The following is a 22,779-nucleotide window of genomic DNA, read 5'->3' as shown; positions in this document are numbered from 1 at the left end:
TCGTCTACAGTAAAAAAACTAACTAATCTGCCCCTTCTTCGATGATATTTTTTAAATACATACCAATAGGGCGTTAAGACTATAAGCCTAAACCCTACGAGCTCAACAGCCTAAAAGTCCATAATAAAAAAATCACCGAAGCTACCTTCTGTGACTTTTTAGGACATATTCCTTTTTCGAAATCATACGAGAAAATTCTAGTAGATGAATAAGTTTTGCTTTTTCACATCTACTCTTTAAGTATGCAATTATATATTATACATATCTAACTACATTCTTACTTTTTATTCTTTTTAGTAGTAGCTTTGTTTTCATAAGAGCATACTACACCTAAGACGCTTATAATAAACAACACACCTTCTACTAAAAATGCCGTTAAGCTGAATCTCTCATAAAAAACTACAGAAAATGCTATAACTGCACTTAGCACCATAAAAAACTTATAAAAGCTCTTTACCCTAAATGCAACAAATATCAAAACTAAAAACCTTATACCATATAAAATGCTGAGTATTATAGTTTGACTGTCCGTAGGAATTATGTCAGATAAAACTGGTACCTTGAGCATTTTATAAAAATATGTTCCACTCATAAATAGTGTTTCAAGAAAGAGAATAGTTATAAAAACCACCCTATAAGTTCTTAAGTTAATTTTCATCTTTTCTCCTGTTCCTTAGGCTCCTTAACTATTAATAACCTTTGGTAAGAAGCTCATCTTTATTTCTAGAATTCCTAACTCAACTATTTATTAATACATGCTTGATGATACCAAGAAGTCGGTATCATCTAATCCTCAAAAGCCAGAATTTTAAGACAAGTATAAATCAAGTTTCGGCATAGGAACTCTTTAATTAGCATTATATATCATAGCTTGTTGCTGACTTACTAAACAGTAATTTATAGTAAGAGCTATGATTGAATTCAAATATCCGTCTCCGAAATGTTTCTTACTAATTATAACCATAAACATAGAAATCATCAATCTAAAGCTTTTATCCATAAAAAATTCATATTCATGGGTCTCACTTAAGTAAGTTTCTACGGTTTGCACTTCTCTCATAAACTTATTAACATCCTGTACTAGAATGGAAGCAATCCCTATTATCCCAGCATATTGTGGTTGTACACTACCAACACTACTTCTTACGATTTCGCATATCTCTATAGCCTTATCTAAATTATTACTATAATTCTCTGGATCAGTACATATTATGTTTGATAAGGTCTGAGCGCCATTATTGCTCATTATATCTTCTGAAGTTATCTTATCATAACACTTATCAGCTATATCAATATTTTTTCTATTGTCAAGACCTAGCGACACTAGAATAGCACACATTATATAATCATCTGAAGAAGTAACATTTGAGTACCTATCCTTTAGTAAATCAAAAACCTCTTTCATTCTACAAGAAACCGTATACAACTCTTCATCCTTGAAATAATCAGTTAAAATCCAAATACCTACTGATAAATAAGGACTTTCAATGAATCCTTCTTCTTTTAATTTATCTTCCCAAATTAATATTCTTTCAAACCTGTCTTTCCAGTCATTTTTTAACGATAATAATATAGAAATAATATATAGATTATTTCCTCTAAAGGTTGAAAACCAACTTGTTTTCTCCTTTATATATTTTCTTATAGCTCTAATCTTATCATAATTAAATTCCTTATTGGAATTTGTAAGCACTAGAGCTACAAAGTGATTTAGCAGATCACCATCATATTTTAATTTATCTTTACTTTTTAAATAATCATTTTTCATTGTATCAACATGTTTTTTTAGTACTTTATCCATAAATTTACCTCATCTTAGTTTAGCTTATCATTTTAAGAGTTATTTAATATCCTATACTAATATTATAATTTTTTTCCCTTAATAGCAATTAATATTTTGTAACAATGCTGTGAATTATTTTTTACTGTTTATAAAGGCATATGTGCAAAAGGCTCACTGAATAAGTTTGCTTTATCAACTCTTTACTACTATCACCAATTTATACATATCTAATTTAACACAATGTATACGTTATCACATTACAAATTGGAGATAAAAAATAATTCTAAGTAGTTTATTGGCAATTACTAAGTATATTCCTAATAAAAAATTGTGATTAGTAACTTAAGTTTTTGTTTATAATAAACTATACCTAGTGATTTTGCACTTTAGTATTTTATTAGCATTGATTATATGCTATAATACTAGTTGTTTATTGTGTTTTATAATTTTTTATATTAAACTCGACTTATATATATCTTTATTCTTAGTTCATTAATTTATAACTCATATTATTATTCTATTGCAAATATATGAATAAAATTATGTGAAAATAGTTATTTTTTTGTGAACTAACATATTAATTTCCTATTTAACTACCTTATATAATCATCAAGGAATTTTATATTGTTAAAGATGTCAATTTGAAGTTAGAAGTTTAAATTAAAAGCTAAAATGGACTTATAATATATGAAAAGGGGTTTTAACCATGGGTTTTAAGGAAAAACTATCAAAATATTATACTGACTCATACATAAAAAAGTATGGTGATAGAATGGCTCAATTTCAAGGAACAGTTATTTCAGCTAAAGTTGAAGAAAAAACTATTCTTTGGATATTCCATACATTAGCAGCTACACTAATAATCAGACCAGAAAGAAGTAAAGCTGTAATTAAGTGTTCTTACAAGAAAAATAGATGGTTTAAAAAACCTGAGTTTATAGCAATAAATCAAGGTCACAACGTTTTAGTTCAGGGACTAAAAGGTAAAGGCGATAAGAAATCAAAAGCAACTGGTGACGTAATCACTATCATGAATGTAGTCAACTTTACGACGAAGAAAGATTTGTTCCCAGTGGATCATTCACAAATAAAAAAAGCTAGGCAGCAACAAGTTACCAGAACAAAATAAAAGAATTGCGATAATATCGCAATTCTTTTATTTTGTTCCGCTGTTTAGGTGCTGTGTTGAGATTTAATGGTTAGTGATTTCATTCCTTGATTTATGCCAACATACCCCTATAAAGTATATTCTACATAATTATTTAATTTCAATAATACTCTCAAACTCAGTTATTTTTTCACTTTTATATATAGGTATACACTATTTATAAATGCTATAACGCCAGAGAAAAATAAAACTATAAGCCATTGTCCCCCACTAAGTGGTGTTGTATGAAATAACAGTTGGAAAAATGGCATATAAACTATAGATACCATCATTGTTATAGAAACAGCAACTGCTCCAACTAAGTAAGGATTAGTTAAGAATTTTATTTCAAAGATAGAGTGTCTCTCTGATCTACATTCAAAAACATGAATTAACTGAGACATAACTAATGTACACAAAGCTAAGGTTCTACTTGTATCAAGGCTCCATTTATAATACATACCTACCATAAAGGAGAATAATGTACATATACCAATAAGCGTTCCTCTTACCATTATCTTTTCGGTTAATCCTCTAGAGAATACACTTTCATTTTTTTCTCTAGGTCTTTGCTTCATGATATCCTTATCTGCTGGATCCACACCTAAAGCTATGGCAGGAAGTCCATCTGTAGCTAGATTTACAAATAGTATCTGAATTGGGGCCAATGGAGTTGGCAGTGAGAATATTGAAGCTAAAAACATGGTAAGCACTTCTCCTAGATTACAGGATAGTAAATACCTTATAAACTTTCTTATATTTGAGTATATGACTCTTCCCTCTTCTACTGCTGCTACTATGGTAGCAAAGTTATCATCCATCAATATCATAGATGATGCTTCTTTAGTAACATCCGTACCAGATATCCCCATAGATATTCCTATATCTGCTTCTTTTATAGCTGGTGCATCATTTACTCCATCACCAGTCATAGCTACTATATTGCCATTCTTCTTAAAAGCTTTAACTATTCTAAGCTTATGATTAGGACTTACTCTAGCAAATACCCTTATCTTATTAACCTTACTGTAAAGCTCCTTATCACTCATTTTCTCAAGTTCTTCACCAGTGATTACCTGATCTAGTGATGAACATATATTAAGGTCTTTAGCTATAGCAAAAGCCGTATTCTGGTGATCTCCAGTTATCATAACAGGCTTTATTCCAGCTAATCTACATTTTAGTACTGCATCTTTTACCTCTAACCTTGGTGGATCTATTATTCCTGCTATTCCCAAAAAGGTAAGATTTGTCTCAAGGGAATCATCCCTTTGAATATTGGAATCCTTATATGCAGCAGCGATACATCTAAGAGCCTTATTGGACATAGAGTCTACAAAGGACACAATTTGCTTCTTCTTTTGAAAGGTTAATGGTCTTACTTTTCCATCTTCATATATATAGTTACATTTATCTAATAGTCTTTCAGGTGCCCCTTTTACATAGCATATTTCTCTTCCGTTTTCCTTCATTATTACACTCATCATTTTTCTTGTAGAGTCAAAAGGAATATCAAATACCCTGTGTCCTCCAGCTAAGAATCCTCTTAAGGCCCCAACTTCTTTGAAATAAAGCTTTATTAGAGCTGTTTCAGTTGGATCTCCATGGAGGGCCTTGTCCATATTTTTCTCTTCAAAATTATAATTGCAATCATTACAAAATACAAAGGATCTAGTCAGCATAGAGTTTGGAGGAAGTTTTTCTTCGTTGAGGTTATATATCTTTCCATTCATATATACTTCTTTTACTGTCATGTTGTTCTGAGTCAAGGTTCCAGTCTTATCACTGCATATTATAGATGTACATCCCAAGGTCTCTACAGCTGGCAGTTTTCTTACCAGTGCATTTCTTTTGAGCATTCTAGATACACCTAGAGCAAGGGCTACAGTAACAATAGCAGGTAATCCTTCAGGTATAGCTGCAACTGCAAGACTTATACCTAGCAGGAACATCTCAGTCAAATCATTTCCTCTTACTATTCCCATAACGGTAACAACAGCACATATTACTATACATAGAATAACTAAGACTCTTCCTAAAGACTCCAGTCTTTCCTTTAACGGTGACTTTTCCTCTTCTATGTTTTGAAGTAAATTAGCTATCTTACCCATTTCTGTGTTCATTCCTATTTGGGTAACTTTAATAAATGCCTTTCCCTTTAACACGTTAGTGCCCATAAATACACTATTATCTTTTTTATTTGTACTTTTGTTTACACCTACGGACTCTCCTGTAAGAAGGGACTCGTCCACCATCAATCCAGTACATTCCACTACTTCTCCATCTGCTGGAACTCTGTCACCGGATTCTAGCACCACTATGTCTCCTATTGTAAGGAATCTAGCGTTGATAACTTTTATGTTACCATCTCTATATGCCTTGCAGGTAGGCGCAGCTAAAGATTTTAGTGCCTCCAATGATTTTTCTGTTCTAAATTCTTGTATAAAACCCATAATAGCATTAATTATAACTATTATTAAAATAGTTATAGCATCTGCTTTTTCTCCCATCAATCCTGATACTATAGTCGCTCCTATAAGAACCCAAACCATAAAATCATTGAATTGGGATAAAAATAATATCACAGGAGAGACCTTTTTTTTATGACTTAGTTCGTTTAAGCCAAAATTTTTAATTCTTCTTTCTGCTTCAGAAGAAGATAGTCCTCTTATAAGTTCCTTTTCCTGTATCACACTTCAGTTCCCCCTTTTTTCTGTAACATCTATAATAATATATGTAGACATGCTATAAGTTAGAACATTGTAAATAATATCTTTACAGTAAGAATCTTTACAATTTAGGTCCTAACTATTAGAATATATAAGTATAATAAATTATCACAAAGGAGGATTATTTCAGTGAAAGACGTTATATATGTTACTGGTCACAAAAATCCTGATTCAGATTCTATATGCGCTGCTATAGGATATGCAGAATTTAAGAACAAAAGCGGAGATATCCCTGCTATTCCAGTAAGACTTGGAGAACCAAACCAAGAAACTCAATTCGTATTAAATTATTTTGGAGTAGAAAAACCAGAATTTTTAGAAACAGTTAAACTTAAGGTAGAGGATTTAGATTTCGATAGAATCGAATCAGTTACTGCTGAAGTATCATTAAAGCAAGCTTGGAATGTTATGAAGGAAAATGGAGTAAAATCTATACCTGTAGTTGATTCTCACAAGCGTTTAGCAGGTATTCTTTCAACAGCAAACTTGACTTCTAGCTATATGGATACTTGGGACAATTGTATCCTTGGAAAAAGCAGTACTCCTATAGAAAATGTATTAGATGCATTATCTGCAGAAGCACAATACATAAACAAAGAAACTAAGGTTTATCCTGGTAAAATTGTTGTTGCTGCAATGCAACCTGATACTATGAAGGAAATTGTTTCAGCTGGAGATATCGCTATAGTTGGAGATAGAGCTGAAACTCAAGAAGCTCTTATAGATATAAAGGTTTCTCTACTAATAATTACAGGATCACACAAGATGAACGAAAACCTTCTTGAAAAAGCAAGAGAAAATGGAGTTACAGTAATATCAACTCCTTACGATTCCTTTACTGCTTCAAGATTTATAGTTCAATCAGTTCCTGTTGGATATGTTATGGCTAAAGATAACCTAGTATCCTTCTCTACAGATGAACTAGCAGACGATATAAAGCATGTTATGGCAGAAACAAGATATAGAAGCTATCCTGTAGTTGATGCTGAAAATAAAGTGGTTGGAAGTATTTCAAGATATCACTTAATCTCTAATCATAAAAAGAAAGTAATTCAAGTTGACCATAACGAAAGAGGTCAATCTGTTAATGGACTTGAGGATGCAGAAATACTAGAAATTATAGATCACCATAGAGTTGCTGATATACAAACTGGCAATCCAATATACTTTAGAAATGAGCCTCTAGGAAGTACTTCTACAATAGTAGCTAAGAGATTCTTTGAAAATGGACTTACTCCATCAAAGGAAGCTGCTGGATTACTTGCTAGTGCAATAATATCAGATACATTACTATTTAGATCTCCAACTTGTACACCAATTGACAAAGAAATCTGCTTAAAGCTAGCTGAAATAGCTGGAATTGAAGCTGAATCTTATGCTAAAGAGATGTTTAAAGCTGGTACTTCTTTAAAAGGAAAAACTGTTGAACAAATCTTTAACCAAGACTTTAAGCCTTTCAATATAGAAGGAATAAAGGTTGGTGTAGCGCAAGTTAATACAATGGACATAGAAGGCTTTATGCCATTGAAGGATGAAATGCTTGCTTACATGGAAAGAAAAGGAGAAGAAGCTGGACTAAAGGTAATAATGCTTCTTTTAACAGACATAATAAATGAAGGTTCTCAGCTGCTAGTTGCAGGTAAAATGCCTGAAATAGCTGAAAGAGCTTTCAACGTTACGCTTGTTGATAACACTGCTTATCTTCCTGGAGTTCTCTCAAGAAAGAAGCAAGTTATTCCACCAGTAACTAATGCTATTGCAAATCTATAATATATAGTGCACTTTAAAAATGCTAACATTAATTTGTTAGCATTTTTATTACCTAAATAACTTCAATTTTCTTATCCATCTAGCTTTTCTGAATGTATGTGGAGAAATTCTAGCAGGCGAATAAGATTTTTTTATTGTTTATTCTAAATAGCTACTCTAAGCTCTTGATATTAATAGGTTTAGCTAACAAAAAGTTTTACCATTCCCTTTGCAGTAAAAAACTTGCTAAGTCGAGCTTTTTTACTAAATCTTACTAAAGAATAAAAAAATCAAGGTAAAGAATTAACCTTACCTTGACTTTAAGTTATTGATCATACCCCACATCTCATCAGCAGTAGTTATTGCTTTTGATCCAAGCTGGAAAGCTCTTTGAGTTATAATCATATCTGAAAATTCCTTACCTACATCTACATTGGAATTCTCTAAATATCCTTGAAGCACATCTACATTATTACTTTTAAAAACCTGAGCCCCATCTTTAGGAACGTAAAGATTGTCTCCTACAGAAGTAAAAGCATCACTTCCAGTTGCAGTGTATATAGGAACTTGTCCTACTATAACATTACTATCTTTTAATGTGATAGTTCCTTTAGAATCTATTCTAAAGTTATCATCTCTCATTCTCTCATCTAGAGATACATTATCTTTATTGTAGCCTGCAGCATATTCTACATCTAGTCTATTTCCTTTTGAATCAACTAAATTGCCTAAGGAATCAATCTTGAAGGATCCATCTCTGCTATAAGCAACTGATCCATCAGACTTTGTAACTCTAAAGTAGCCTTCTCCATCTAAAGCCATATCGGAAGCTTTATTTGTCTGCTGTAACTGACCTTGAGTATTATCTCTAACCCAAGAAGAAGTTCTTACTCCTGTACCAGTATAAGAGTTCTTATCACTAACAGGATATCCCTGTCTATCTAAGCTTTCCTTAATCAGATCCTTAAAAGAAACATCTACACGTTTATAGCCTGTAGTACCAACATTAGCTAAGTTATTAGATATAGAGTCTAGCTTCTCTTGGTTTGCAAGCATCGCGCTTTTACCATTCCATAAAACTCTAAACATGTTTACCTCCTATTATCTCACTGAACCTATCTCATTAGCAGCCTTTGATAAAGTCTCATCCATAGTTTGTACTACTTTTTGAGTTGTTTCAAAGCTTCTCATAACGGTCATCATATTTACCATCTCATTAACTATGTTAACATTTGATTTTTCAAGAGTCTTTTGTTTTACACTTACCTGTGCGTTGTAATTAGGATTTTCGCTTGCTTCATACAGATTGTCTCCAAGCTTTTTTAGATTCTTATAGTCATTAAAATCGGCAGTCTGAATCTTATACTGAGGAGCCCCATTAACAATAACATTATTACTGTTATCAACGTTAAAGCTTCCATTGCCCACATTAATTGGTTCGGTTGCACCAGTTTTTATATTTCTTCCAAGAACACTATCACCTTCGCTAGTAACTAAATATCCTGCTGTATTAACTCTAAACTGTCCATCTCTAGTAAAATATGTATTATTGCCTCTTTTTACTGAAAAGAATCCTCTTCCATCAATGGCCATATCAGTATCTTTATCTGTACTTGAAAGATCACCTTGTGTAAACTTAACATCTGTTCCATCAATAGTTGCTCCGAGACTTAGGCTTCCTATGGTATTTTTTACGTTTTGACCAGCTACAACCTTATCCTTATTTTGAATCAACACATCTTGAAACTTTTTTACCTTAAGGTCTTCAGATTTGTATCCATTGGTGTTTGCATTTGCCATATTACTTGTAATAACATCTTGCTTTGCCTCTAAAGTTACCATAGCATTTACAGCTGTATATAACCCTCTAATCACTTTTTCACATCCTTATTAAATATTACTTTACTTTCATCCTCATATATCATACCATATCCTCTAGCCTTCTCCTCAATGGTTGCTCTAGACATACTTCTGTTATATTGATATCCAAACATGCAGAAAGTACCTATTAAAATTCCTATACCTATTCCAATTAGTAACTTTTTATCTGCTAAAAATAGGAATATCTCTCTTATTTTCTGTATAATCCTTTTATTAATAGTACTTCCCCCTTTCCTATAGCAAGCTCTTCACAGATTTGATCATCTGTAAAACCTCTGTCTAAAAGTTCCTTAACTGCTCTTGCTTTATCAGAAATCACATTCTTACTTGGATTTTTTGTTTCAGTCTCTTCATTATGCTCAACTTTAGCTTCAGTATGTTCTTCATCATCAGTATCAATATCCAAATTTAATATATCTATTCTATTATCGTTATCTTCTGAACTGTTCTTTATAGCTTTTAATCTTTCTATTTCTAATTGCAACTCTAATATAGTCTCACTAAACTCTCTTCTAAGTTTAGCTATTTCTATATCATGATCATTAACGCCTTCTTCTCTTTCTCCAAGAATTTTATCGAAGGACTTATCTTCTTTTTTTAAAGCTCTATAGTTTATCACAATAAGCAATATTGCAATAATAATAAGTACAAATGGCATATTAACAACCTCTTTATATGTAATGAAGCTTCTTCATTGCTGCTCTAAGATTTCTTATAGCTCTACTATGTAATTGACATACTCTAGACTCAGATACCTCTAGTACCTTGCCTATTTCCTTAAGCGTAAGCCCTTCATAATAATATAGACTTAACACTATACCGTCTTTTTCATTTAGAAGCCCTAAAGCTTTACTAAGTACTTCTACCTCTTCTTTTTCTTCTAAAGTCTTTTCTGGACTAGGACTGTTCTTATCTTCAATAATACCCATAATAGAGATATCATCGTCTTCAGAAAATATTATATTTTCTAAGGATACAACCGATATGTAATTTATATAGTTCTCTACTTCGCCTACATCCTCTAAGGACATATTTAGTGCTTTAGCTATTTCCTCATTGCCTGGTTCTCTGCCTAAGCTTTTTTGAAGAGAGTCTATAGCTTCATTATATCTATTAAGTTTATCCATAGCGCCTTTAGAAATTGGACTGTTTCTTCTTATCTCGTCAATCATAGCACCTTTAATTCTTATTGAAGCATAAGTTGAAAACTTCATTCCCTTGCTCTCATCAAATTTATTCATAGCGTCCATAAGACCTACCATACCATACCCAACTAAATCATCATACTCCACGTATTTACTCTTTCCAAGAATAACTCTAGATGCTATGTATTTAACCAGTGGTATGTATTTCTCTACTATCTTATCTCTATACGCTAAAGCACCTTGCACTGCCATATAAGTTCCTCCTTTAGAGTAGTTCTCTTTGTTTTCTCATTATATCGAATACCATTCTAATAATTCTATCCCTTGTTCTTTCATCTATTTCATCAAACACAACACCATATATCCACTTTTTATCTTCTGTAGCTTCCACTCTAACCACTGTTCCCTTAACAAACAGTTCTTGAGTGCCATATTTAAGCTGAGATATTATCTTATCTCCTTTAGTTATCTGTTCTTTAACCTTTACTCTCATGCCTCCACCACTTAAGTCAAGCAGTATAGCATTGTTCAATCTGAGTTCATCTATATCTTCTAAAGAATAATCTCCAGTTATGTAATTTATTATTTGAGCAACCTTTACTCTAACGTAATCTCTTCTTTGAATTTTTTGAATTTCAAAGGGATTTGCCATTACATACATAGATATATTATTCTCTTGTGATCTAGAAATTATAGTAGATTTAAACTTATATACATCTCCGTCATCACAAAAACTCATAAACTCTAAGTCTATACCTCTTGGAACTGTAAGATACTCACCCTCAGATACAGGAATGTTTACATTGAAGAAGTTTTCTTCCAAGTCCTGTACCTGACACTTATAAATCTTTTCCTCATAAAGTACATCAAGTCTGTTGTTTACTTCCAAAGCTAAATCGCCCATTTACTTCACCCCTACGAAAACATCTTAAATATCTTTTTAAATAATCCTTGAACTCCAGTACCATCATCCTTAGATGCCGCTCCAAGTAAAGAATTACCTATATCTTGAATACATCCTGCAGCATCAGAAGATGGATATCTTACTATAAATGGCATTTGCTCTCTAACAGCCTGAACTAGCTTTCTATCATCTAGCACGCAGCCTAGATAGTTTAACTTCATAGTTAAAAATCTATTGACTACGTTATCAAATTTTGAAAAAGTATCTTCACCTTCTTTATAGTTAAGTGCCTTATTAACAACTATATTTGCCTTATTTTTTATCTTAAAATGGCTAGTGGCCTTAAGAAGACTATAGGCATCTGTCAGTGATGTAGGTTCTGGTGTAGTTATAACAATAAGTTCATCACAACATGATATAAATGCTAATACGGTTCTATTAATACCAGCTCCGGTATCCATGAAAATATAGTCAAAATCTTCTATCTGAGAGATTTTGTTTAAGAATACCTCTCTTTCTTTCTCTGTAAGATCTTCTACTTTATTAAGTCCTGATCCACCTGGTAATAACTTTATTCCATATGGTCCTGTAGCCAAAACATCATTTAAATTTTTATTATTATTTATTACATCAAATATATTATACCTCGAAGATATTCCCATTAAAACATCATCATTGGCCATTCCTATATCAGCATCGAAAATTAATACCTTTTTGCCCATCTTTTGCATATGAATCCCTAGATTTACTACAAAGTTGCTTTTTCCAACCCCTCCCTTTCCGGAGGTTATAGTTATTATCTTTCCTTTTTTTGTTAAAGAAGGATTGCTACTCTGCGCAAGCTTCCTAAGGCTCTCAGCTTGATCTAACATATATTATCCTCCCCCATAATGAGCTTAGCTATCTTTTCTTTTGTAAAAATAGTTATATCATCTGGCACGGTCTGCCCTGTGGTCATAAAGCTTATAGGCTTATCTGCTAATTGCAATATATTTAAAATTGAGCCATATACAGAGGTCTCATCTAATTTAGTTATTATAACATGGTTATAATTTAAGATTTTGAACCCTTCTACTATGGATTTTATATCTCTATTTTTAGTTGTAGCACTTATAACCAAATGTATGTTATCTGAATTTACCTTTTGAACAAAAGCTCTAAGTTCAGATATCTGCATGGAATTCTTACTGCTTCTTCCAGTGGTATCTATAAGGATTACATCACAGTGTTCCATGGACTTTACTGCATCCTCCATCTCCTTAGTAGTAATAACTACTTTAAAGTCTAGATTCATGATTTCAGCATAAGTTTTTAACTGGTCTACAGCACCAATTCTATATGTATCTACAGTTATTAGTCCTACCTTCTTTTTTTCAATAAGAGCCATTCTTCCTGCAAGTTTTGCTATAGTAGTAGTCTTTCCAACTCCTGTCGGTCCTACTAAGACTACAGGTCCTTTTAAATCAACATTTTCTACTGCTATACGCTTCTCTATCGCTTCTTTTAAAATGTCTATATCTTGTTCTGCTGATAGGGGAATGTCCTTTATTATGTTCTCCACTAAATTTTCTTCTATATCATTATTTATAAGGCTTTTTCGAAGATTTTCATAGGGTTTTTCTTTAGCATCTTCTCCAGATATAACCTTGGAGATTAAACTTTTCATCTCTCTCATTTCTTTTACTAAATAATCTTGATTATTTTGTGAAGGATACTGATTTTTTGTTGTATCCTTCACATCCCTTATATCTTCTTTTTTATACGAATAATCAGTTTCATTTTTTCTCTCCGAACTATAACTTGGGCTAGCTTTAGAGCTGGAAATCTGATCATTCATCAACTTTTTAATACTTTCAATCGAGTTTTCTAAAGTGTTTTCTTGTTTTTTATTATCAGTATTATCCTTTTTTGATGAATTTTCTACAGCCGCTGTTACTTCAATCATTCTAGGTGAAAATAATCCAAAAAAGCCAGGCTTCTTTATTTTTCTTTGACTTATTATAACAGCATCTTTTCCGAGCTCATATCGTATCCTCGTCATAGCTTCATTCATACTCTTTACCATATATCTTTTAATTAACATTAAAACGTCACTACTCCTTCAGTTCTAATCTCTACGTCATTAGGAATCTCATTTAGAGATATTACCATAACATGAGGAAATACCATCTCAATAAGCTTTCTGAAAGGAGCTCTCACATTAGGTGATACTAAAATAACTGGTTGATTGTTGAAAAAATAAACAGAATCTAAAGTATTCTTTATAGAATTAAATATTATCGTTGTAGTATCTGGATCCACTGCAGGGAAAGAGCCATTAATAGACTTCTGAACATTGCTTGCTATAACCTCTTCTATCTGTGGATCTAAGGTTACAACAGATACTCTTCTGTTCTCATCAATTATTTGATTACATATAGTTCTTGACAATGCAAATCTAACATATTCAGTGAGAAGCTCAATGTCTTTAGTATTTCTAGAGTTATCCGCTAAGGATTCCATAATGGTTACCATATCTTTTATTGGAACCTTCTCTCTTAGAAGACTTTGTAATACCTTTTGTAACTCTCCGATTGTTATTAAATCTGGTATTAATTCATCTACAACTGCACTATACTTTTCTTTTGTATTATCTACTATTAGTTTAACTTCTTGTCTGCCTAATAATTCATATGAGTGAGCTTTAATTGTTTCAGTTAGGTGAGTTACCATAACTGTTGTTGGGTCAACTACTGTTAATCCCTTAATTTCAGCATCTTCTCTTTGATCTTTATTTATCCACATAGCTGGAAGTCCGAATGTAGGCTCTATAGTTCTAATTCCTGGGATATCTACATTTTCACCAGCTGGATCCATACATAAAAGCATGTTTGGCATCATTTCTGAACTTGTTACTACTGTTCCTCTAATCTTTATAACATATTCATTAGTTTTAAGTTGAAGGTTGTCTCTTATTCTAATAGGTTGTACAACAATACCCATTTCAATAGCACATTGTCTTCTTACAGAAGCAATTCTTTGAAGTAAATCTCCTCCATTGCTTTCATCTGCAAGAGGAATAAGACCATATCCAATCTCTACTTCCATAGGTTCAACAGATATTAAAGTCATAACATTTTCAGGTTCTTTTCTTTCTACTTCTGCTATTGCTTCTTCTTCTTGTACAATTTCTCTTACTATCTTAGCTTGTTCATCTTTATATAAAGCATATGCTGCTGCTCCAAAGCCTACAGCCATTATTAAAAATGGTATCTTAGGCATAGCAGGGATCAAAGCTAAAAATAACATTAGTGCTGAAGCAAGTCCTAAAACTATAGGAAAGCCTGTTAACTGTTTAGAAAGAACTGAACCAAAGTTTTCTGAATTACCTGATCTAGTAACCAATATACCAGACGCAGTAGAGATTAAAAGCGCTGGCACCTGGCTCACAAGACCATCACCTATAGAAAGTCTAACGAACTTTTGAGCTGCTTCTGCTATTGGAAGATCCATCATAACTACTCCGATAATTATTCCACCTAGAACATTTATCATTGTGATTACTATAGCGGCAATGGCGTCTCCTTTTACGAACTTAGACGCACCATCCATAGCTCCATAGAAGTCAACTTCAGCCTGAAGATCTGCTCTTCTTTTTCTTGCAGTGGTCTCATCTATAATTCCTGCATTTAAATCAGCATCAATACTCATTTGCTTACCTGGCAAAGCATCTAGTGTAAATCTAGCTGCTACTTCTGATACTCTTCCAGAACCGTTAGTGATTACAACAAACTGAACTACCATTATGATTAAGAATATTATAATACCTACAACGTAGTTACCCCTGATAACAAACTCACCAAAGGCATCTATTACCTGCCCTGCATATCCTCCTGTAAGTACAAGTCTAGTAGAGGATATATTAAGTCCTAATCTAAAAAGCGTTGTAACTAGCAATAATGTTGGGAAAACTGATAACTGCAATACATTGGTAGTAAACATTGTTATCAGTGCTATAACCACTGATAAGGTTATATTAAGAGCTATTAGCACATCTAGCATACCTGCTGGAAAAGGTATTATTATCATTAATATGATTCCAATAACACCTAAAGCAACTAGTACATCTAAATTCTTTTTTAAGCTTAACTTTTTACTGGTTCCTTCCATAAATTAACCTCATCCCTTTCCTACTTCTTTTTCATCTTAAAGACTAAAGCTAGAATCTCTGCTACCGCTTGATACATATCTGCTGGTATTTCTCTATCTACATCTACCTGCTCATATATAAGCCTAGCTAGAGGTTTATTCTCTAGTATAGGAATATCATTCTCTTTTGCTATTTCCTTTATCTTAAGAGCTACATTATCAGCACCTTTTGCTAGTACTCTTGGTGCCTCCATGTTCCCCTCCTCATACTTTATTGCTATTGCTAGATGAGTTGGGTTTGTAATAACTACTGTAGCATCTGGCACTGCTTGCATCATTCTCTTTGTTGCCATTTCTCTTTGTCTTTGCTTTATTTTATTTTTTATCTGAGGATCTCCTTCCATCTGCTTGAATTCTTCTTTAACTTCTTGCTTTGACATCCTCATTTCTTTACTGTACATTCTTCTCTGCATAAAATAGTCTGCTGCAGCTATTACAACTAAAACTAAAGTTATTTTCATAAATATACTTAGTAAAAGCCTTTTAAACTCTGCACCTAGTGATGGCAAATATATATTGCCTATATTTATAATCTCCATGTAATTTGATTTTACAAAATCGTAGCCAATATATGACAACACACAAACTACTATAAAGTTTTTCCCTAACTCAACGAAATTTCTTTTAGAGAACATATTCTTTAATCCTTTTAATGGATTAAGTTTTCCTAAAGAAGGTTTTAGAGGTTCACTTGTAAATAAGAAACCACTCTGTGCTATAGAAGATACTATACCTATAACCATTATAGGTACAACTATAGGGATCAAATCCTTAAGTATCCTGTATACCACCATAAGGGATAACCCGTTGAGGTAGCTTATGTTTATCTCTTGGTGAAAGTTATTTGACAAGAAGTATATTAGATTATACTTCAAATCAGTAGATACATAGCCTCCTAAAATAGCTATCACAAGTGTACAAGCTACTAAGGTCATAGCTAGGTTTACATCTTTACTACGAGCAATCTGTCCTTTTTTACGAGCTTCAGATTTCTTTTTAGGAGTAGCTTCTTCTGTTTTATCTTCTGCTGCAAATATTAAAACTAGGGGGATCGCCTTATATATGCCTTTGTAAACATCAGGCAAATAACTAAAGGCAGCTACCATAGCTTTAGCTATCATTGGAAGAGCTATCATAAATGCAGCCATGCCCACTAGCATCTTTATTGGCATGCCAAGTATCATAATATTTAACTGTGGTACTGTTCTTGATATTAGCCCCATAGTTAAATCTGTTATTATTATTATCAATACTATTGGTATTGCAATTTTCAATCCTATTATAAAATACTGAGTAAAGGAGTTTATTATAGTCATTACGCTGTCCTGGAAAATAATGCTCTTTCCTATTGCTACAACTTTATAACTACTAGATAGCTCTCTTATCAGCATGTGATGTCCATCTACTATAAAAAATATCAATATTGCAAGCCAGTATAAAATTCTGGACAAAAGTGTTGATTGATTCTTTGTGACTGGATCAAACATAGAAATCATTCCAAGACCTATCTGCTGATCCATAAGGCTTCCTGCCATCTCCACAACATAAAATATCATAGATGTGACAAAGCCCAAGGTTATTCCTGTCATAACCTCATTTAATGCATAAATTATAATAGTATAATTGCTTTGGATATTTTGTACGGCACCTATATCTACAGTGCCTACAAGTATAAACGCTAATATTACATTTAAAGATATTTTAAAGGTTGCAGGTGTTCCCGAAGGAAAAAAATTAGGTATTATCGTAAAGAATGTTACCAGTCTTAAGAATATAAAGAAAGTAGCTAAATAATATGCTGTATCAATCAATCTTATCACCCTTAATGAACTATATTAGATATAAGTTGAAAAATACGTTCTGTAAAAGACATAAGTTGCGTTAACATCCAACTACCTAATAATAATCCTATCGCTGCAACAGCTACAAGTTTTGGAACAAAAGTAAGTGTCTGCTCTTGTATTTGAGTAGACGCCTGAAAAATACTTATTAATAAACCTAACACTAGTGAAACCACTAAAAAAGGTGCTGAAAGATATAATGCAGTTGTTAATGCATCTTTTATTATTCCTATAACTAATTGTTCACTCATAATAACTCACCTCAAGAAAAACTCAAAATTAACGATTTCACTAGTAAGTACCATCCATCTACCAATACAAATAAAAGAAGTTTAAACGGTAGAGAGATCATAGCTGGTGGTAACATAAACATACCCATGGACATTAATACGCTGGATACTACCATATCTATTATTAAGAATGGCAAAAAAATCAAAAAGCCAATTTGAAATGCCGTTTTTAGCTCACTGATTGCAAAAGCTGGAACCACAACATATAGTGGTACATTATCTTTAGTTACTTTTGTTTCATCAAGTTTTGCTGCTTCTATGAAAAGTTTTAGATCTTTTTGTCTAGTTTGTTTGAGCATAAACTGTCTTAATGGCTTTGAACCATTATCTATAGCCTGCTGCTGGGTTATTTTATTGTCGAAATAAGGCTGCAAAGCATTGGCGTTAATATCATTATACACTGGCTGCATAATAAATATAGTCAAAAATAATGCCAACCCAATCAAAACTTGGTTAGGTATAGACTGTTGTGCTCCAATGGCATTCTTTAGGAAAGAGAAAACCACCACAATCCTTGTAAAGCTGGTCATCATGATAAGAAAAGATGGTAACACTGAAATTAGTGTAAGCATTACCAGCAATCTTATATTTGATACATAATCTTTAGGATTGGTTGATCCTCCAACAGAAAAATTTATGTTTGGCACAGGGGTGTCCTGTGGAGCTGCTTGTGCTTTATAAGTTACAAGTCCAACAAAAGCAAAAGCTAATATTAGAATAAATATGTATTTTTTTTTATATTTCATTTTATTTTTCCTTTGAATCCTTTTATCTTTATATTTCCTATCATATCAGAGTACTTCTTCATCATCTCTTGGCCATATTGCTCTTTATTTGCAATTATGCTTTTCATTGTCTCCTCATCAAGTTCCTCAAGTTTTTCAGTACTATGTGGGGAACAACTCATAACATAACCTTTATCTCCTGTCTGAAGAAGTACTATTGATATCTCTTTAGATAATTGAATCTTCTCTATTACTTTTATATATCTGCCTTTTTGTAAGCTATTATACTTGTTTCCAGTAAGTTTTAAAGATATTAATACCAAGCATAAAGTTAGTAATACTCCAAATACCAACTTTATAATAATAAAAAATAATTCCATAGTTAAATCATCCCTTACTGTACTATAAGTTCTTGAAAGTATGCCTCTATAAACTGTCCTTGTGATACTCTTTTATTAAGGTTATCAATAAGCTCTTTTTTTACATTTTCTAAGTTTGTTGATTTGAAATCCTCTGCCTTCTTAGATTGTAAGTACTCAAGCGCTGTTGATTGAAGAGCAATAAGGTCTTCTGTAGCTTCTGTTCCAAGTTTTTTGTTTGTCTTATCATAACCAACTGATAACTTAGCCTTAAGATAATGCTTTTCCTTATCATCACTTAGGTTAACTGTGTATTCACCTAACTCTAAATAGGTTTGTTCTACTTTTACCACCACTTTAGTCTCAGGTGTAGCACTTTTACTTTTTTGATAAAAATAAAATCCTGCAAAGCTTCCTATTCCAATCAATATAAGAACTAGTAAAGCTATAATAACAATATTACTTTTCCCCCCAGGATTTTCTGACTTTTCTTTTTTTGCTTTTTTCTCTTTTTTCTCAGCCATTACTTCTTCTCCCTTTCCGTTGCCACTATCAAAATATTTATTCTTCTATTTTTAGCTCTATTTTCTGGTATGGAGTTATCTACTAAAGGTTTAGCATCACCGTAACCAGAAGCAGTTAATCTAGCAGCATTAATATTTCCTTGGTCAATAAAGAATTTAACAACATTTACTGCTCTAGAAGCAGAAAGATCCCAATTGCTTTGAAACCTATATGTATTTATGGGAGCATTATCAGTATGCCCCTCAACAACTATATTATTTGGAACTGACTTCAATAGCTTAGTTAACTTTTCCATAAGACCTTTACTTTCTGGAATAAGATCAGCTTTCCCAGTTTCAAAAAGAGTGCTATCTCTCAATTGAAGTAAAACTCCATTATCAGCTTTTAAAACCTCTACCGAAGCGCCCAACTTGTTTTCTTCTATAAAGTTACTTGAGCTTTCATACAAAGCATTAATGTTTACATTTGCAGATAAGCTTTCCTTAGTGTTTTCTGCAGTGGAAGTACTTTGATTATTAGCTGCAGTGCTTTTACCACTCAAAACTCCTTGAGAAGCTATTTGTATTTTTCCCTGATCCATAGTAGAGAATGTATATAGAATAACAAAGAATATTAGTAAAGCAGTTATAGTGCTAGAAAAAGTAGTAAACCACTGATTTTCTCTTACTTCTACCTTATTTAAATTTCTTCTCTTCCTAGCCATTGGTTAAAAGCTCCTTCTGAATTTAAATTTCCCTTTGAATACTCTAATTTTTCCTCCGGTGAAAGGTAGTTTATTAACTTTTGTTCTATTATTCTAGGATTAACTCCAGACTGGATAGCTAATATCCCCTCTAATATCATCTCTTTAGCGGAAATTTCTTTTTCATTTTTAACATTTAAGTTTGCTGCTATTGGATTAAGTATTGCATATGCTAATACCGCACCATAAAAGGTTGCCATAAGAGCCTTTGCCATTCCAGAAGCTAAAGTACTAGTATCACTTAAACTTCCTAGCATTTTTACAAGTCCAAGTAGCGTACCAATCATACCAAAGGCAGGTGCATAACCACCCCAAGTTTTAAATATATTAGCAGCTTTTATATGTCTTTCAGAAACCTCATCGATTTCTAAATCCATTATCTCTTTTATTGTTTCCGGTTCAATACCATCTATAACCATCCTAAGCCCATTTTTAAGAAATTCATCTTCCATAGTGCTTAACTCTTTTTCTAAAGATAATAGACCTTCTCTTCTAGCTTTTTTTGATATACTAGTAAAATGCTTTAAAAGTTTTATCTTTGAATATGACATTTCTCTAGTTGATGCCATAAATATTTTTCCTATTTTCTTTATTTCATCTATGGAATAGTTTATAAGTAGTGCACAGAAAGATCCGCCTATGGTTATCATTAGTGAAGGTAGATCAAAAAACATTTTAATTCCTGCACTGCTACTCATGCCCCAAATCAACATTATCAAGCCAAGAAACAGCCCTATTAAAGTAAGCGAATCTAACTTTTTCATGCCTTACCTCCTATTATTTTAGGGTAATTATCTTATTTTTATATCTTATAACTTTATCTACTACCTCTTCTACAGTTTCTAACACTATATACTTCTTTCCATTGGTAAGAGTTATTATAGTTTCTGGAACTTCTTCAATTTTTTCTATATGTTCAGCATTTAATACGAACTCTTTGTTGTTCATGCCAGTAACATTAATCATCAAAGCCTCCTATTTATTTGTATGGGGCTGTCGCACTAATTAATTAGTGCACAGCTCCGTTTTTTGCATAAAAAATAAATCCAGCATTCACAAGAGTGCTGGATTTATTGTAAAATTAATATATGACCAAACATATTAATTTACATAAAGATTATACTTTAAATAAAGGAAGTTATCAATTAAAACTTCCATTTAATATTGATTATATGGTCTCAGTTAATGATTCGGTGCGTTTGCTAAGTCAATTTGTAGAGGAGATGGATTTAACAGATTTATATTCGACTTATTCCCGAATTAGGGAAAATCAAGCTACGCCACGACAGATGCTGAAGATTGTACTCTATTCTTACATGAACCATATCTATTCTTCACGGGATATGGAAAAATATTGCCGACGTGATATTAACTTCATGTATCTTCTTGAAAATTCACCAATACCTGATCATTCAACATTTGCTAGATTTAGAAGCTTACACTTTGCGCCATGTGCAGAAAGAATCTTAGCTGAAATGACAGAATGTCTTCGTGCTACAGGAGAAATATCTGGAGATGCTATATTCATTGATGGTACTAAAATTGAGGCTTGTGCTAATAAATATACTTTTGTTTGGAAAAGGCAGTTACAAAGAATTTAGAAAAGCTTCTTGTTAAATTGGCTGATTTAGTAGCTAACTGTGAGGAACTATACGGAATTAAGATAATATACAATGACAAAGTGAAGATGAAACATATAAAAAGTTGCGAAAAAAGCTTTACGCTCTGAAATATGAGAGAAATATTGAATTTGTGCATGGATCAGGGAAAAGAAAAATGCCATTACAGCGATCTATTGAAACTCTTGAAGAGTATCTTGACAAGTTAAAAGAATACACGCAAAAGTTGCACATTTGCGGTAACCGTAATAGTTATTCAAAAACAGATAATGATTCAACATTTATGAGAATGAAAGAAGACGCTATGGGAAATGGTCAGTTAAAAGCTGGATACAATGTCCAACACGGTGTTGATTCGGAATATATTGTATGGCTCACCGTATGCGATCAGCCAACGGATACCCCTACACTTATTCCATTTCTTAAGAGCATGGAAGAATCTCTAAGTTTTAAATATCTAAAAATAGTTGCTGACGCTGGCTATGAAAGCGAAGAGAACTATTTATTTATTGAAGAAAATGGACAACTCTCTTTCATTAAACCAGCAAACTATGAGATATCTAAAACAAGGAAATACCAAAGGGATATTAGTAGAATTGATAATATGGACTATGATGAAATTGGAGATTACTATATCTGCAAGAATAATAAAAAGTTAATATTTAGTAAGACTATAAAAGAAAGAGTAAAACCGGATACATAAGCGAAAAAACAGTATATACTTGCGAAGATTGCAGTTCTTGTTCTTACAAAAGCAAATGTATAAAAGGAAATAACAGCAAGACACCTTTGGAAGAAAGAGCTAAAAATCTTGAAACCTCAAAGTTGTTTAATAAGCTTAGAAAAAAAGATTTAGAAAGAGTTGTAAGTGAAGAAGGCTGCCAACTTAGAATGAACCGAAGTATTCAAGCTGAAGGTTCTTTTGCAGAGATAAAACAAGATATGGGCTTCCGAAGATATCTCTCGAAGGGCAAACAGAATGTTTGGGCCGAAAGTATTCTTTTAGCAATGGCACATAATGTAAACAAACTACATAATAAAATCCAATCAGAGAGAACTGGAAAACACCTATTTTCATTAAAAAACAGTGCATAAATTTAAACTTTTAAAAACTAATTGTTTAAAAATAGCCTTAATAGAAAAGGCTTATTA

Annotated in this window: 22 protein-coding genes and 1 pseudogene; 3 read left to right on the top strand and 20 right to left on the bottom strand. The window is 32.4% G+C overall.

The window, feature by feature from the left end; all coding sequences use genetic code 11:
- Positions 1-277 precede the first annotated feature (277 nt).
- Both C1I91_RS08590 and C1I91_RS08585 read right to left on the bottom strand, forming a co-directional pair.
- Positions 278-658: a hypothetical protein gene (locus tag C1I91_RS08590; RefSeq protein ID WP_128212514.1), complete on the bottom strand. Its 381-nt coding sequence runs from the start codon at positions 656-658 to the stop codon at positions 278-280.
- A 189-nt stretch (positions 659-847) separates the two neighbouring features.
- Positions 848-1,801 carry a DUF4003 family protein gene (locus C1I91_RS08585; protein ID WP_128212513.1) on the bottom strand — a complete coding sequence of 318 codons (954 nt, stop codon included), beginning with the start codon at positions 1,799-1,801 and terminating at the stop codon, positions 848-850.
- Between the two features lie 688 nt (positions 1,802-2,489).
- Between C1I91_RS08585 and C1I91_RS08580 the strand changes: the two genes are divergently transcribed.
- The gene (locus C1I91_RS08580; protein ID WP_128212512.1) at positions 2,490-2,912 is read left to right on the top strand and encodes a hypothetical protein; all 423 of its coding nucleotides are present in this window, start codon (positions 2,490-2,492) and stop codon (positions 2,910-2,912) included.
- Positions 2,913-3,073: 161 nt separating this feature from the next.
- On the opposite strand, the gene C1I91_RS08575 is transcribed toward C1I91_RS08580, so the two are convergent.
- Positions 3,074-5,623: a calcium-translocating P-type ATPase, SERCA-type gene (locus tag C1I91_RS08575; protein WP_128212511.1), complete on the bottom strand. Its 2,550-nt coding sequence runs from the start codon at positions 5,621-5,623 to the stop codon at positions 3,074-3,076.
- A gap of 165 nt (positions 5,624-5,788) precedes the next feature.
- Here C1I91_RS08575 and C1I91_RS08570 point away from each other — a divergent pair, with 165 nt between their 5' ends.
- Positions 5,789-7,429, top strand: a complete 1,641-nt coding sequence (locus C1I91_RS08570) for a putative manganese-dependent inorganic diphosphatase (protein ID WP_128212510.1) — start codon at positions 5,789-5,791, stop codon at positions 7,427-7,429.
- A 288-nt stretch (positions 7,430-7,717) separates the two neighbouring features.
- Here C1I91_RS08570 and C1I91_RS08565 read toward each other — a convergent pair whose 3' ends face one another.
- The 17 genes from C1I91_RS08565 to C1I91_RS08490 all read right to left on the bottom strand — a co-directional run bounded on the left by C1I91_RS08565 (position 7,718) and on the right by C1I91_RS08490 (position 20,974).
- Positions 7,718-8,497: a flagellar basal-body rod protein FlgG gene (locus tag C1I91_RS08565; protein ID WP_128212509.1), complete on the bottom strand. Its 780-nt coding sequence runs from the start codon at positions 8,495-8,497 to the stop codon at positions 7,718-7,720.
- Between the two features lie 12 nt (positions 8,498-8,509).
- A complete protein-coding gene (locus C1I91_RS08560; protein WP_128212508.1) occupies positions 8,510-9,283 on the bottom strand; it encodes a flagellar hook-basal body complex protein in 774 nt (257 codons plus the stop codon).
- Positions 9,280-9,402 (bottom strand): hypothetical protein, encoded by a 123-nt coding sequence (locus tag C1I91_RS29350; protein ID WP_275051650.1) that lies wholly within the window; start codon positions 9,400-9,402, stop codon positions 9,280-9,282. Before C1I91_RS29350 ends, C1I91_RS08560 begins: the two co-directional genes overlap by 4 nt.
- Before the next feature lie 77 nt (positions 9,403-9,479).
- Positions 9,480-9,947, bottom strand: coding sequence for a DUF6115 domain-containing protein (locus C1I91_RS08555; RefSeq protein ID WP_128212507.1), 468 nt, complete (start codon positions 9,945-9,947; stop codon positions 9,480-9,482).
- Positions 9,948-9,960: 13 nt separating this feature from the next.
- Positions 9,961-10,686: a FliA/WhiG family RNA polymerase sigma factor gene (locus C1I91_RS08550; RefSeq protein WP_128212506.1), complete on the bottom strand. Its 726-nt coding sequence runs from the start codon at positions 10,684-10,686 to the stop codon at positions 9,961-9,963.
- Positions 10,687-10,699: 13 nt separating this feature from the next.
- The gene (locus C1I91_RS08545) at positions 10,700-11,338 is read right to left on the bottom strand and encodes a flagellar brake protein (RefSeq protein ID WP_128212505.1); all 639 of its coding nucleotides are present in this window, start codon (positions 11,336-11,338) and stop codon (positions 10,700-10,702) included.
- A gap of 11 nt (positions 11,339-11,349) precedes the next feature.
- On the bottom strand, positions 11,350-12,210 hold the full coding sequence (locus C1I91_RS08540; RefSeq protein ID WP_128212504.1) for a MinD/ParA family protein: 861 nt from the start codon (positions 12,208-12,210) through the stop codon (positions 11,350-11,352).
- Positions 12,204-13,421, bottom strand: a complete 1,218-nt coding sequence (gene flhF, locus C1I91_RS08535) for a flagellar biosynthesis GTPase FlhF (protein ID WP_128212503.1) — start codon at positions 13,419-13,421, stop codon at positions 12,204-12,206. Before flhF ends, C1I91_RS08540 begins: the two co-directional genes overlap by 7 nt.
- Positions 13,421-15,487 carry a flagellar biosynthesis protein FlhA gene (gene flhA / locus C1I91_RS08530; protein WP_128212502.1) on the bottom strand — a complete coding sequence of 689 codons (2,067 nt, stop codon included), beginning with the start codon at positions 15,485-15,487 and terminating at the stop codon, positions 13,421-13,423. The genes flhF and flhA overlap by 1 nt, the downstream gene beginning before the upstream one ends.
- 20 nt (positions 15,488-15,507) lie before the next feature.
- On the bottom strand, positions 15,508-17,337 hold the full coding sequence (locus tag C1I91_RS08525; RefSeq protein WP_128212501.1) for a fused FliR family export protein/FlhB family type III secretion system protein: 1,830 nt from the start codon (positions 17,335-17,337) through the stop codon (positions 15,508-15,510).
- An 11-nt stretch (positions 17,338-17,348) separates the two neighbouring features.
- Positions 17,349-17,618, bottom strand: a complete 270-nt coding sequence (gene fliQ / locus C1I91_RS08520; protein WP_128212500.1) for a flagellar biosynthesis protein FliQ — start codon at positions 17,616-17,618, stop codon at positions 17,349-17,351.
- A gap of 11 nt (positions 17,619-17,629) precedes the next feature.
- A complete protein-coding gene (gene fliP, locus C1I91_RS08515) occupies positions 17,630-18,403 on the bottom strand; it encodes a flagellar type III secretion system pore protein FliP (protein ID WP_128212499.1) in 774 nt (257 codons plus the stop codon).
- Positions 18,400-18,762, bottom strand: a complete 363-nt coding sequence (locus tag C1I91_RS08510; protein WP_128212498.1) for a flagellar biosynthetic protein FliO — start codon at positions 18,760-18,762, stop codon at positions 18,400-18,402. Before C1I91_RS08510 ends, fliP begins: the two co-directional genes overlap by 4 nt.
- 14 nt (positions 18,763-18,776) lie before the next feature.
- The gene (locus tag C1I91_RS08505) at positions 18,777-19,265 is read right to left on the bottom strand and encodes a flagellar basal body-associated FliL family protein (protein ID WP_128212497.1); all 489 of its coding nucleotides are present in this window, start codon (positions 19,263-19,265) and stop codon (positions 18,777-18,779) included.
- Entirely contained in the window at positions 19,265-19,969 is a 705-nt protein-coding gene (locus C1I91_RS08500; RefSeq protein ID WP_128212496.1) for an OmpA family protein, read from the bottom strand. Before C1I91_RS08500 ends, C1I91_RS08505 begins: the two co-directional genes overlap by 1 nt.
- Positions 19,945-20,772, bottom strand: a complete 828-nt coding sequence (locus tag C1I91_RS08495; protein WP_128212495.1) for a motility protein A — start codon at positions 20,770-20,772, stop codon at positions 19,945-19,947. Before C1I91_RS08495 ends, C1I91_RS08500 begins: the two co-directional genes overlap by 25 nt.
- A gap of 13 nt (positions 20,773-20,785) precedes the next feature.
- Positions 20,786-20,974, bottom strand: a complete 189-nt coding sequence (locus C1I91_RS08490; RefSeq protein ID WP_128212494.1) for a flagellar FlbD family protein — start codon at positions 20,972-20,974, stop codon at positions 20,786-20,788.
- Positions 20,975-21,096: 122 nt separating this feature from the next.
- On the opposite strand from C1I91_RS08490, the pseudogene C1I91_RS29720 reads away from it, so the two are divergent.
- A pseudogene (locus C1I91_RS29720) lies at positions 21,097-22,722 on the top strand (IS1182 family transposase).
- The last annotated feature ends 57 nt before the right edge of the window (positions 22,723-22,779 follow it).

It is taken from the genome of Clostridium manihotivorum, assembly GCF_004015185.1.
Classification (GTDB): domain Bacteria; phylum Bacillota; class Clostridia; order Clostridiales; family Clostridiaceae; genus Clostridium_AR; species Clostridium_AR manihotivorum.
The sequence above is the reverse complement of the archived record's forward strand: the minus strand, read 5'-3'. Positions and strand labels throughout refer to the sequence as shown.